Raw genomic sequence first — 12,824 nt, forward strand, 5'->3', positions numbered from 1 at the left:
ATTATGTCCATAATATTGTTGAGACAGGGTGGCGCGACGTCGCCCGTGAATGGAGGGCTGGTCGATGGATGCCTACATCTTGGATGCGGTCCGGACTCCGCGTGCCCGGGCGAGGCCCGGGAAGGGAGCGCTCAGCGGGCTGCACCCGCAGGAGCTGTTGGCCCAGACGCTGAAGCAGTTGCCGCTGCGCACCGGCGTGGACGTCTCGGACGTGGACGACGTGGTGGTGGGGGCGGTGTCGCAAATCGAGGCGCAGGGCGCGAACATCGCGCGCAACGCGGTGCTCGCCGCCGGCTGGCCCCTCTCCATTCCGGGCTTCAGCCTCAACCGCTTCTGTGGCTCCGGCCTCCAGTCGATGTCGGTGGCTGCCATGGGCGTGGCCTCCGGGGCCCAGCGCCTGGTGGTGGCGGGCGGCGTCGAGCAGATGAGCCGCTACGGCCTCAACGCGGACGGGGGCGGCACGGACGGCGGCAACGTCGACCTGCGTCGGCGCTTCTTCCAGGTGCCCCAGGGCATCTCCGCGGACCTCATCGCCACGCTGGAGGGCTTCACGCGCGAGGAGCTGGATGCCTTCGGCCTGCGCTCGCAGCAGCTCGCGGCGCGCGCCCAGGCGGAGGGGCGCTTCCTGCGGAGCCTGTTCCCGGTGAAGGACCCGCACACGGGCGAGGTGCTGCTCGCGGCGGATGACCACCCGCGCCCGGACACGACGGCCCAGAAGCTGGCCGCGCTCGCGCCCGCCTTCACGCAGCTCGGCGCGCGCGTCGAGGGCCCGAACGGTGAGACGCTCGACGAGCTGGCGCTCCAGGCCTACCCGCGCGCGGGCGCCGTGCGGCACCTGCACACCGCGGGCACCGCGAGCGGAATCGCGGACGGCGCGGGCGCCATCCTGGTGGCGTCGAAGGACTACGTGCGTGCGCACGGCCTGAAGCCGAGGGCGCGGATCCGCTCGGTGTCCGCCGTGGGGAGCGACCCGGTGCTGATGCTGACCGGGCCGGCGATGGCGTCTCGCAAGGCGCTGGACGCCGCGGGGCTGAAGGCGCGGGACATCGACCTCTGGGAGGTCAACGAGGCCTTCGCCGCGGTGGTGCTACAGACGGCGCGGGCGCTGGAGATTGATATCGACCGCGTCAACGTCAACGGCGGCGCCATCGCCCTGGGCCATCCGCTGGGCGCGACGGGGAGCATCCTGGTCGGCACCGCCCTGGACGAGCTGGAGCGCACGGGGAAGTCGCTCGCGCTGGTGACGTTGTGCACCAGTGGCGGGCAGGCGGTGGCGGCGGTGCTGGAGCGCGGCTGAGCCGAGCTGTCCCAACAGCATCATCAGCATCATCGAGGTGTCCTCCCCAGGGAACGGCCCTGGGGACGCGTGGGGAAGGAGCGGCTTTAGTGGGCGAGCGCGGGCGAGGCCTCGCTGCGCGCGGACTGGGTGGACTTGCGCGCCAGCTCCTTCGCCGCCGTCTCCAGGTCCGCCAGGCCCTTCTCCTGCTGACCGCCCACGAAGGACTCCATGAAGCCGAAGGCCGTCATCGCCTTGCCCATGAAGGTGTTGGGGCCGGACATGCTCCACGTGACGAGCGTGCCCTTCTCACCGGGGCGCAGCGTGAAGTCCGCGCGGTTGACGGCGGCGAAGGGCTCGATGAACTCCAGGCGGATGGCGACGAGCTCGCCGGGCTTGCTCTCCAGGATCGTCATCTTGCCCGAGCCGATGTTGCGGTTGCCCTGGTAGGCATAGGTGGCGCCCACGCCCTCCGCGGGGCCCTCGTAGCTGCGCGTCATGTTGGGGTCGACGTTCTCGTAGGGCGACCACTGTCGCCACTCGGAGAAGTTGTTGATGAGCGCGTGGATGGCCTCCGGCGGCGCCTGGATCTCTCGGCTGCGCGCGATGAGGAACGAGTCCGGACGGGTGGCGATGAAGGCAACCAGCCCGACGATGAGCATGACGATAGCGATGCCAATGATCTTGGCCATGTGAGTTCTCCCTGGGGGGTGGGTTGGAATCCCGGCTTCAAAAGGGCGACGAACGGCCTTTCGGGGGATCGACACGACCCTCGTTTTTCCCGCGCTGGACGGCGCAACCTCCTGGCATTGCTGGGGAATCCCGGCGTGCGAAAATGCCCGGATAATTCACGCGGCGCCCACGCCCTCCGCGCGCTCACCGGGTGGCATACCTGGGGCGTGGGTGGGCAACACAGGTGTGTCGATCTCGACATGTCTCATTCGTCGCGCGAATGGAGCCACGGCTCGACACCCGCGAGAGCGGGCGAGGAGGCGTGGCGTGTGCACCGCAGAAAGGCGCGACGATGCGATTCATCCTGTTGTTGAAGGCCCGCCTGGAGACGGAGTCGGGAGGCCCGGCGAGTCGAGCGCTCATCACCGCGATGGACCGCTACAACGATGAGCTGGTGCGGGCGGGGGTGTTGCTCGACGCGGCGGGACTTCATCCCTCGTCACGCGGTGCGCTTATCGACTTCTCACAAGGCAAGCGGACGGTGACGACCGGGCCCTTCGCCTCGTCCGACGCGCTGATTGCCGGGTTCTGGATGATTCAGGTGAAGACGCGCGAGGAGGCGCTGGAGTGGGCGCGCCGGTGTCCCCTCCTGCCCGGAAGCGACGATGCGCAGATCGAGCTGCGGCAGGTGCTCGAGCCCACCGAGCTGGCGGAGCTGGCGCGCGAGCCGGTGGCGCAGGACGCATGGCCCCGCGCGGCGGGCTCACGCTCCTGAGTCGAGCGGCTCTCAGGGGGGCGAGGTGGCCGGAAGTACGCTCCGGCAGCGGGGGCATCACGGCGCGGTGGAGGTGGGCGCGCCCCTCATGCCCTTCGCGGCGAAACGTGCTCCACTGCCGTCAGAGCGAGGTGGGCACATGAAGGTGGTGGCACTCGTGGAGGCCGCGCCGGACATGCAGTCTGCGGCCAAGGCGCTGGCGGCGGTGACGGGCATGGCGCTGGCGGAGGCGCGGATGCGGTTGGCGCCGGAAGCGCCGGCGTTGCTGGCGCGGCTCGCGCCCGAGGCGGCGGAGACGCTCGTGGAGGCGCTTCGGAGCGAGGGGCTCGCGGTGCTCGCGGTGGACGAGCAGGGGCTGGGGCGTGAGTGGCTCGCGGCGCGACGGGTGACGTTCGGCGAGGACGCGGTGACGTTCAGCGCGCGCTCCGGTGAGACGCAGTCCTGGCGCTGGCGTGACGTGGCGGTGGTGCTGCGAGGCGCGAGTTCCGTGCGCACGCGCAGCGAGCACAAGGAGCAGCCCAGCAAGATGGAGGTGGCCAAGGCCTACGGGCTGGCCATCGCCTCACATGGGCTGATGCTGCCGCGCACGGGGGCGAAGACAGTGCGGCAGGAGTCGGAGGAGACGACGCAGGTCATCTACGTCTTCTCTCGCGACGGCCAGGGGGCGCTGCTGAGCGAGCACGGCATGGAGTTCTCCTGCCTGGGCCCGGCGATGCAGCCCTCGCGCATCGCGAACATGGCGGTGCTGATGCGGAGGTTGTGCGAGCGGGCACCGGAGGCCTTCCACGACGAGCGGCTCCTGCGACTGGGACGACGTCCGCTTCCCTTCGTGGTGGGCGATTCGACGCAGACGTCGACGAACAACGTGTCGGTGCGGACGGTGAGCTCGCTGCCCGGCATGGACGTGCTCGCCGAGGTGCTGCGTCAGGCCGCGGCCCTGCGCCTGCTGGAGTGACGACCTCCTGTTGGAGACCTTCGGCGCCGGCCCTGGGAGTCCCGATGAGAGACCCGGGCCGCGACAGGTGCTCGAGCCCACCGAGGTGTCGCTCGCGGGGACCCGGGGATTCTCCGCGTCGGCGGGTGGGCTCGTTCGTGTGTTTCTTGTTCACTGCCCGTGGTAGATTCGTGGGCTTGAATGAGCCGGCCCTTGGGGGGCTGGAGAAGCGAGGGGGAGATGAGTGATTGGCGCGTGAAGTCGTCACCACAGGCACGGGTGTACGTCCCGCCGCGGGAGGCCCGAGCTCAGGTGTCGTCCGAGGTCCCGGTGAAGACGGGCGGTGTGCGAGGGCCCGTGGATGAATTCGTGGGCACTCCGGGCGCGAGGGGAAGGAGCAGGGCCCATCTGCTGGACGGTGGGACCTCCAGCGTCGCGACGACGCACCTGCTCCAGGCGCAGACGCCCACGCCCGAGCCGACGCGTCCGACCTGGGACCCCGAGGCAGGGCAAGCCTTCCTGAATGACGGAGAGACGTGGAGCCCGGTCGACGTGCCGTATGAGCGATACGCGTGGCTGGGGGAGGTGCGGCGCCAGGACGACTCCGTCTACCTCATCGAGCCGGACGCGCAGGCGGTGCGCGAGGATGACAACGCCAACTGGTGCGCGACGCTGGCGTGGGACTTCCTGGGGGCCGCCGTGCCGGGGTGGTCCTCGCAGGCGACACGGGACGGCGCGGCGGCGGACTACGAGAAGACCTCTTCCGAGGCCGTCTGGGCGCAGGTCGTGGGGCAGCAGGTTCCCGAGGCAGGCCTCGCGGTGAGCCTGCCGGTATCCTCCACCGGTGAGTCGCTGGACTTCAAGGCGGTGGAGACCTTCACCTCCGAGACGGATACCTCGATGGACTCCCCGCCGACGCTGACCTCGTTGGCGGACATTCCCGTGGGGGAGTCCCGCGCCATCGTCATGCGCCCGTTGAACGGCGACGGGACGTCGAACGGCGACGCGACGGGGCACTGGGTCATCGTGGAGCGCGTCTCCGAGGACGAGTACCGCATCCACCAGTCCGCGCCCGGCAACTGGGTCATGGCGGGCATGTCGGCGCCGCAGGGAGGCACCTTCACCCAGACCTTCACCGGCCCGGATGCCGCCCAGCAGGTGAGCGACTGCGTGCAGCGACAGAGCAAATTCGCCTCGGAGAACCAGGGTTCGAGCCGCTACGGGCTTGTCGTCCTGGAGCCCACGCCGCCCCCGGAGCGTCGCAGCGAGTCGGTGGCGTGAAGCGTGGGGGCTGGGACCTCCCAGCCCCGTCACGCGTCACCTGCTGCAGCGCCTCGAGTGCCGCTGGCCCTCGAGGGCGCTACTCCTCGCCGAGCAGCAACTGGCGGACGATGGGCACGGGCGGGTAGCCGTAGGACACCACCTCGTCGTGGAAGCGCAGGAGCGAGAAGTCCTTGCCCCACTTCACGCGCGCCTCCTCGCGCAGGTCCATCAGCATCTTCTTGCCCAGCGCATAGACCAGGTACGTGGGGTCGGACGTCCCCCGACGCGCCTCGCGCTCCGCGTTCGTCCTGGTCATGAACGCCTCCTCCTCGAACAGGCGCACCGCCTGCTCGTACGTCATGCCGCGCGTGTGCAGGGACAGGCCCGCCACGTAGCGCGCGAGCCGCTGGAGGTAGAGCGCCAGCTGGTTCAGCCGCAGCTTGTCCGCGCCCTGCCCCGAGCGTCCGCCGTAGCCCTCGTCGAGCATCATCTGCTCGGTGTACAGGCCCCAGCCCTCGGAGAAGGACGCGGAGCCGAGCAGCCGCCGCACCTTGGACTCCACCCGGTTGGTCCACAGGAACTGCACGTAGTGTCCGGGATAGGCCTCGTGGATGGACACGAGCGGCAGCGCGTGGTGGTTGTAGAAGCTCATGTGCTGCTCGGTCTGCTCGGCGCTCCACGTCGGGTCCGGCGGCGTGACGTAGTAGTACGCCTCCGTCGCGCGCTGCTCGAACGGGCCGGGCGTGCTCATGCTCGCGAAGGACAGCGAGCGGTTGAAGGACGGCGTCTCCGCCACCTGCGCGCGGACCTCGCTGGGCACGGTGATGATGCGCTCACGGATGAGGAACGCGCGGATGTCCTCCAGCGTCGCGGTGGTGGTGGGCACCAGCTCCGCGGGCGTGGGGTGCTCCTTGCTCAGCTCCCGGTACACGTCCATGGGCGCCTTGCCCGGCCCGAGCCGGCCCGCCACCTCGCGGAACCGGGCCTGGGTGCGCTTCATCTCCGCGTGCCCCCACGCGAGCAGCGAGTCGATGCTCTCCGTCACGCCCTCCTCGTAGAGGAGCTTCTGGCGATAGGTGTCCTCGCCAATCGCGAAGTCACCCTTCGAGCGCGGCAGCAGGTCCTCGCGCAGGAAGCGGATGTACGCGTCGATGGCCGCGAGACACCGCGCCTGCTCCCGCTGAAATGCCCGGAAAACTCACGGGGCGCTCACGCCCTCCGCGCGCTCACCGGGTGGCATACCTGGGGCGTGGGTGGGCAACACAGGTGTGTCGATCTCGACATGTCTCATTCGTCGCGCGAATGGAGCCACGGCTCGACACCCGCGAGAGCGGGCGAGGAGGCGTGGCGTGTGCACCGCAGAAAGGCGCGACGATGCGATTCATCCTGTTGTTGAAGGCCCGCCTGGAGACGGAGTCGGGAGGCCCGGCGAGTCGAGCGCTCATCACCGCGATGGACCGCTACAACGATGAGCTGGTGCGGGCGGGGGTGTTGCTCGACGCGGCGGGACTTCATCCCTCGTCACGCGGTGCGCTTATCGACTTCTCACAAGGCAAGCGGACGGTGACGACCGGGCCCTTCGCCTCGTCCGACGCGCTGATTGCCGGGTTCTGGATGATTCAGGTGAAGACGCGCGAGGAGGCGCTGGAGTGGGCGCGCCGGTGTCCCCTCCTGCCCGGAAGCGACCGAGGTGCTGCGTCAGGGTGTGGCGCAAGGGCTGCTGGGCTGAGCGCTCGAGGAGCCCCGCACCACCAAGCCCGCTGATTCCATGTCGAGCTTTGTCCGGGCTGATGCGCGGCTGCGTCGCGGAGGCCTGCCCTGACTTGCTCGGACTCGATGCCGTCTCGACCTCTAGCCACCCGGTGTGAGCTCAAACGAGACGGGTCTCGTAATCCCTGATTTCTGGGATGGCTGTGCCCTTGTCAATCGATGAATACTGACGTCGTTGCCCGCGCATCACTCGGAGGCTCGAGGGGACGAGAGGTGGGGCTCGAGTCAGGCCGCGCAGCCTCGTGAGTACCGGGCCGTGCCGAGCCCTCACGCGGCGCCGTGGCAACGCATTGTGACGTTCATCAGGGGGTACACCATGTTGATAGCAGGAAGGTCGCGTGTCGCGACCTTGTCGTTAGCGGTGTGTTCGTTTGTCTTCACGGCCTGCCTCGATGGCGGTGTCGCGAGCGAGGAAGAGCTGAAGCTCCAGGCGCAAGAGGCTTCCTGGGACGCCGGCACGGGCATGGGCTCAGGCACGGAGGGCGTCGGAGTCTTCCCGCAGCAGCCATGGGTCGCGCCGACATTACTGGTGAACAGCCACTTCCCGGGAGGCGTCCTGAGTTTCGGGACCGTGGATGACTTCATCAACTTCTATTCGGCGCTGGAGTCCACATCCAAGGAGAGTCAGGACAGTCAGGGGACGGCGCCGTTCAGCGCGGTCGGTACCGCGAGCGCGACCATCAATTACGCTTCGTTCTGGGTGTCGTTGCAGGCGGGGCAGGTGTTGGAGCTCGGAACGTGTGACATCGCCGGTGCCTCCTTCTCGGGAGACACCTATCTTCGCCTGACGGCGGGCAGCGGCGAGGTCGCGGCGAATGACGATGCCTGCGGCGGTACGGGAAGCCGGATCTCCTACTCGGCCCCGACCTCGGGGAGTTACGAGGTCCGCGTGGGGTGTTTCTCGGATGGGGCCTGTAGCGGCACCGTGGGTTATTCAATCGTATCCCCGAGCTCGGGCGGCGGTGTCAGCGGCGTCCGTTCGTTCAAGGGCTCCGCCACCGGCTCCGCCACCACCCAATTCTCGACCCTGACGCTCAACCTCGCGCAGGGACAGACGATTGATGTCGGCACCTGCGGCCTGTCGGGGACCGGTGTCGTTGGCGATACGTATCTTCGATTGGTCGATGTGGACGGGAATGTCGAAGTCGCGGTGAGTGACGACGCATGCGGTACGACCGCGAGCCGGATCACCTACACCGCGGCCCGCACAGGCGCGTACGAACTGCGCATGGGCTGCTTCTCGTCGACCGATTGCGCGGGGAGTGTCGTCTACAACCTCTCTGCGCCGACGAGCCCCGCCGATGCAATGCCCTCCACGTTCGTCAGCGCGAAACGATACCTGGAGAACGTCCGTCCCGGAGAGCGGCCGGGAGATGCCATCGTCGACGTCGACTATGCAGAGTTCGTCGATGACCTCAAGGCCTATCTGGTGCCGGATGAGGCCCTGAGCCAGCTCGTCGACAGGGATTTGCAGATGGTGGTCGAGGGAAAGCTCTACCAGCTCACCAGCATGGGCGTCTTCCAGGTCGACATGGCCTCCATCGCCAGCTTCCGGACCTGGCTCAACGCCAACTCCTATGCGATGAACACGAACCCCAACTTCCAGTCGATTCCCGGCGAGGTGGCGCTGCCGAATGGTTCCTTCCAGGTCATTCCGGGCGTCATTCGCACCGTGGGGAACATGGGCTCGCCATCGTTGAAGCTGCTGGGCTTCGACGAGGACGGCAGCGTCGCCTCCGCCCAGGCCGCGGACGCGATGGGGCGGCTCGAGCCTGTCCGCGAGGCCGCGCCCCAGCCGGACGAGGCGAGCTCGCGCCAGGAGGATAGCCCGTTCATGCTCTCCTCCCTCTCCGGGGATGTGACGTCGTTGGGTGACAAGGGGGCGGAGCAGGGGCGGATTTCGTACTGGAGCGGGAAGGTGAATGCGCACAAGGCGCCGGGTGGCGCGTGGCTCAAGGACTCGGACTGCTCCTCGGGGGCGAACATTCCCCCGCTCACCTATTGCCGGAAGTTCTTCCCTGGAACCAACTCCGTCGTCGCGGTTCCGGTCTCGCCCAAGCCCGCCAATCTCTGGAACACGTCGGGGTGTGCGCAGACCTATTCCGGTGATGGGCTGCAGGAGTGGATTTGTGATGGGGCCTCGCCGCCCGCCCCAAGCTGCCATCAGACCCCGACGACGATCAACTACCCGGTCTACACGGTGGGCTCCAACTTCCGTCGCTCGGAGTCCATCAACTTCGGCAACAAGCGCTTCGTGTTCAAGGCGAAGTCGCCGGGCTTCCTCTTCCGCATCAGCGGAAATGAGGTTGGCTTCCACAAGATAGAAATCAAGGCCAAGGTCCAGCGCAAGAAGCGATTCCTGGGGATTGGCTACTGGGGGCCGTCGTATGGCGACGAAATCATCGTCGGCGTGGAAAACATGAAGCTCGACACGGACTTCATCGCCCCCTATCCCCAGACGTATCAGACGCTGTCGAAACCCAAGTTCAATGGGCTTGCGAACTTCAAGGTCGGCAACTGGGCGGTGGAGGTCATGAACATCTCTGTGAACTTCAATCCGCCCGGGCCCGGAAGACCCATTACGACCGACGATGTCGCAAAATGGATCAGCAGTGGCTTCAACTCGGTGGTTGGCACCGTCTACAACAACATCTGGAAGGTCATCGAGACGAACATCATCGCCGCCATCGATTTTTCGTACCTCGAGAAGTATGCGAAATACACCAAGATGGTGAATGCCCTCGATGAGGCACATCGGTTGAAGTACGCCCTGGGCAGGGGCGAGAAGCCGCAGTGCTACAGCCACAAGAACACGTGGTGGTTCGATGCGAACGCGGGCGTCCGGTACCTCGTAAGAGGAGGCGTGCCAGGTCCGCCGGGGAGCCCTCCCACCAAGGTCAATTACAAGTACTCGATGAAAGCCGGCAGCTTTTATGGCCGGGCCCGGGTTGACGGGAACTGGTACGGCATCCGCATGGTTCGGATGCCCTGAGCGAGCAGGGCTGTCGCATCCGGGGCCTGGCGCAGGCCGGGGCCCGGGGCTCCAGCGTGAGGATTCCATGATGATGTGAGTTCGCCCGGTGAGAGGCTTCGCGCCGGGCGTGCTCCTTCGGAGAGTGTGCGTTCAACATCATGAATCCGCGTCGTTTCCGTTCCGACGGCTGAAGTGTCTCGACCGAGCCTGCGCTCGACGAGCGCGGAGGGGGCGCACCTCTCCTACGCGGGCCCTCGCTGCGAGCGTCGCTCCATCGCGGGCTGCTGGGGTGCAGGAGCCCGGGCGGCTTCGCCTCGGAGCTGGTCCCTGGCGCGCTGGATGACGTCCTGGACGCGGCCATCTCTCCTCCCGCGAGTTCACGAAGGAGGATTTGCAGTCCCACGAGCTGCGACTGGGCTCTCACGCCGAGCCGTGGCAGCTGCTGATCCAGATGCGCATCGGCATCGACGGCGTCGCGGAGTTGTCATGGCCGGACCCGTCACGCTCCGCGTGCGTGTTCCAAGTGCGTCTGGCCTTCGAACACGACTGACGCGCGAGGCCCCTGCTACTTGCGCGAGGCGGCGTCCTCGCCGAGCAGCAGCTGGCGGACGATGGGCACGGGCGGGTAGCCGTAGGACACCACCTCGTCGTGGAAGCGCAGGAGCGAGAAGTCCTTGCCCCACTTCACGCGCGCCTCCTCGCGCAGGTCCATCAGCATCTTCTTGCCCAGCGCGTAGACCAGGTACGTGGGGTCGGACGTCCCCCGACGCGCCTCGCGCTCCGCGTTCGTCCTGGTCATGAACGCCTCCTCCTCGAACAGGCGCACCGCCTGCTCGTACGTCATGCCGCGCGTGTGCAGGGACAGGCCCGCCACGTAGCGCGCGAGCCGCTGGAGGTAGAGCGCCAGCTGGTTCAGCCGCAGCTTGTCCGCGCCCTGCCCCGAGCGTCCGCCGTAGCCCTCGTCGAGCATCATCTGCTCGGTGTACAGGCCCCAGCCCTCGGAGAAGGACGCGGAGCCGAGCAGCCGCCGCACCTTGGACTCCACCCGGTTGGTCCACAGGAACTGCACGTAGTGTCCGGGATAGGCCTCGTGGATGGACACGAGCGGCAGCGCGTGGTGGTTGTAGAAGCTCATGTGCTGCTCGGTCTGCTCGGCGCTCCACGTCGGGTCCGGCGGCGTGACGTAGTAGTACGCCTCCGTCGCGCGCTGCTCGAACGGGCCGGGCGTGCTCATGCTCGCGAAGGACAGCGAGCGGTTGAAGGACGGCGTCTCCGCCACCTGCGCGCGGACCTCGCTGGGCACGGTGATGATGCGCTCACGGATGAGGAACGCGCGGATGTCCTCCAGCGTCGCGGTGGTGGTGGGCACCAGCTCCGCGGGCGTGGGGTGCTCCTTGCTCAGCTCCCGGTACACGTCCATGGGCGCCTTGCCCGGCCCGAGCCGGCCCGCCACCTCGCGGAACCGGGCCTGGGTGCGCCTCATCTCCGCGTGCCCCCACGCGAGCAGCGAGTCGATGCTCTCCGTCACGCCCTCCTCGTAGAGGAGCTTCTGGCGGTAGGTGTCCTCGCCAATCGCGAAGTCGCCCTTCGAGCGCGGCAGCAGGTCCTCACGCAGGAAGCGGATGTACGCGTCGATGGCCGCGAGACACCGCGCCTGCTCCCGCTGGAAGGCCTGGTTGAGCTCCGCGTCCTTCACCGGCGCGAAGGCCTGGGGCAGCGTCTGCGCGTAGAGCGCGCGAGTGCCCTGGGCCTGCTGGAGGGCGATGTCGGTCCAGATTCGCGGCGGGTTGTTCAGCGCGGCCTGGGCGGCCGAGAACAGCTCCGGCACCTTCGTCATGCGGCCCACCGCCGAGCGCATCCGCTCCTCCAGCGGCGCGAAGTCGCGGTTGATGAGCTGGAACACCGCGTTGGACGCCTGGCCCAGCGCCGCGTTGGGGTTGCGCTCCCACGAGCGCACCACCTCGTAGTCGAGGATGCGCGCGCGGAAGTGGTTCTCCAGGATGTCGTAGTCGGCGCGGTCCTGCGCGGGCAGCGCGCGGCGGTCCACGGTCTTCGGCAGCGCCGCGAGCCGGTCCTTCAGATAGGCCAGGTGCGACGCGCGCTCCTCGGCGGTGAAGCCCCGCAGCTCGCCGTCATACGTGTGCACGCCGGCCGAGGTCGCGGACAGGGGGAAGCGGCGGAACTGCTCGTCGAAGTGCGCGTCGACGAAGCTCCGCAGCGCCACCTGCGCGGGCGCGAGCGTGGGCGCGGCCTGTGTCGACGGCGCCTCCGCGGTGGCGGTGCGCGACGTGGTGCAGCCCGTGGACAACAGCAGCAACGCGGCGAGGAGGCGTGGCGCGGTCATGTCAGCTCGACGGAAGAGAGGGGAGGTGAGCCTCGCCGAGCCAGGGGCCCACGACAAGCGCGGGACGGCGACCCTCAGTGGCAGTGCGGCGACGTGTCCACCGCGCGCATGACGAGCACCGCCGCCGCGATGAGCGGCATTGCCCGACGAAGCAGGAAATCCGAGAGCCGCGGCCGACGGCTCCACAGGCTCGACTGGAGCTGCGCGCCGAGCAGCGCGGGAAGCCCGCCCAGCGCGAAGGCGCCCATCACCAGCGCACCACCACTGAACGAGCCGCTCGCGAGCGCCACCGCGAACACGCCGTAGAGCAGGCCGCAGGGGAGCAGCGGTGTCACCGCACCCATTGCGCCCGCTCGCGCCGTCGACGAAAACTTTGCGCTCCATCGCGCGATGGTGCCCGTGAGCCGCGCGAGCCCTGGGAGGGGAGGCAGGCGCTTTCCCACCTCCAGCGCGGAGGCCACCAACGCGGCGGCCATCAGCCAGGGCAGATACGGGCGGGTGGACACGGCGAGCACGCTCGTGACGCCGCCGCCCAGCGCGCCCAGCAGGCCTCCCACGAGCGAATACGCGGCCAGGCGCGCGCCCTGATAGGCGAGCAGGGCTCGACGTCGCTCAGGGCCCTGGAGGGCGGGCAGGCCCGCGCACGCCAGCGGTCCACACATGAGGAAGCAGTGCACGCTTCCCGTCAGGCCCACCGTGAGTGCTCCCAGCGCACCCGCCACCAGCGTGGGAGTGGGAGTCAGCGCCGTCAGCAGCAGCGAGGTGTCGAGAGCCATGCACGACTCCTTCGCAACAGGCATGCCGTTCGCAAGGTGA

9 protein-coding genes and 1 pseudogene are annotated in these 12,824 nt (G+C 68.3%); 6 read left to right on the forward strand and 4 right to left on the reverse strand.

The window, feature by feature from the left end; all coding sequences use genetic code 11:
* Window positions 1-64 precede the first annotated feature (64 nt).
* Window positions 65-1,297: an acetyl-CoA C-acyltransferase gene (locus OWM54_RS32160; RefSeq protein ID WP_223781863.1), complete on the forward strand. Its 1,233-nt coding sequence runs from the start codon at window positions 65-67 to the stop codon at window positions 1,295-1,297.
* Window positions 1,298-1,383: 86 nt separating this feature from the next.
* Here the strand turns inward: OWM54_RS32160 and OWM54_RS32165 are convergent, their stop codons facing one another.
* The gene (locus tag OWM54_RS32165) at window positions 1,384-1,968 is read right to left on the reverse strand and encodes an SRPBCC family protein (RefSeq protein ID WP_223781864.1); all 585 of its coding nucleotides are present in this window, start codon (window positions 1,966-1,968) and stop codon (window positions 1,384-1,386) included.
* Between the two features lie 332 nt (window positions 1,969-2,300).
* Between OWM54_RS32165 and OWM54_RS32170 the strand changes: the two genes are divergently transcribed.
* The 3 genes from OWM54_RS32170 (at window position 2,301) to OWM54_RS32180 (ending at window position 4,938) form a co-directional block, all read left to right on the forward strand.
* Window positions 2,301-2,723 (forward strand): YciI family protein, encoded by a 423-nt coding sequence (locus tag OWM54_RS32170; protein WP_267699934.1) that lies wholly within the window; start codon window positions 2,301-2,303, stop codon window positions 2,721-2,723.
* 139 nt (window positions 2,724-2,862) lie between these two features.
* Window positions 2,863-3,678: a hypothetical protein gene (locus OWM54_RS32175; protein WP_267699935.1), complete on the forward strand. Its 816-nt coding sequence runs from the start codon at window positions 2,863-2,865 to the stop codon at window positions 3,676-3,678.
* 291 nt (window positions 3,679-3,969) lie between these two features.
* Window positions 3,970-4,938: a hypothetical protein gene (locus tag OWM54_RS32180; RefSeq protein ID WP_267699936.1), complete on the forward strand. Its 969-nt coding sequence runs from the start codon at window positions 3,970-3,972 to the stop codon at window positions 4,936-4,938.
* A gap of 79 nt (window positions 4,939-5,017) precedes the next feature.
* Here OWM54_RS32180 and OWM54_RS32185 read toward each other — a convergent pair.
* Window positions 5,018-6,085, reverse strand: a pseudogene (locus tag OWM54_RS32185) (DUF885 domain-containing protein); the annotation flags it as partial.
* Between the two features lie 209 nt (window positions 6,086-6,294).
* On the opposite strand from OWM54_RS32185, the gene OWM54_RS32190 reads away from it, so the two are divergent.
* Both OWM54_RS32190 and OWM54_RS32195 read left to right on the forward strand, forming a co-directional pair.
* Window positions 6,295-6,684, forward strand: a complete 390-nt coding sequence (locus OWM54_RS32190) for a YciI family protein (RefSeq protein ID WP_267699937.1) — start codon at window positions 6,295-6,297, stop codon at window positions 6,682-6,684.
* A 322-nt stretch (window positions 6,685-7,006) separates the two neighbouring features.
* The gene (locus tag OWM54_RS32195) at window positions 7,007-9,682 is read left to right on the forward strand and encodes a hypothetical protein (protein ID WP_267699939.1); all 2,676 of its coding nucleotides are present in this window, start codon (window positions 7,007-7,009) and stop codon (window positions 9,680-9,682) included.
* 547 nt (window positions 9,683-10,229) lie between these two features.
* Here the strand turns inward: OWM54_RS32195 and OWM54_RS32200 are convergent.
* Both OWM54_RS32200 and OWM54_RS32205 read right to left on the reverse strand, forming a co-directional pair.
* Window positions 10,230-12,008, reverse strand: a complete 1,779-nt coding sequence (locus OWM54_RS32200; RefSeq protein ID WP_267699940.1) for a DUF885 domain-containing protein — start codon at window positions 12,006-12,008, stop codon at window positions 10,230-10,232.
* A gap of 74 nt (window positions 12,009-12,082) precedes the next feature.
* Window positions 12,083-12,784, reverse strand: a complete 702-nt coding sequence (locus OWM54_RS32205) for a sulfite exporter TauE/SafE family protein (RefSeq protein WP_223781869.1) — start codon at window positions 12,782-12,784, stop codon at window positions 12,083-12,085.
* Window positions 12,785-12,824: the final 40 nt, after the last annotated feature.

It is taken from the genome of Myxococcus sp. MISCRS1 (assembly GCF_026626605.1).
Lineage (GTDB): Bacteria > Myxococcota > Myxococcia > Myxococcales > Myxococcaceae > Myxococcus > Myxococcus fulvus.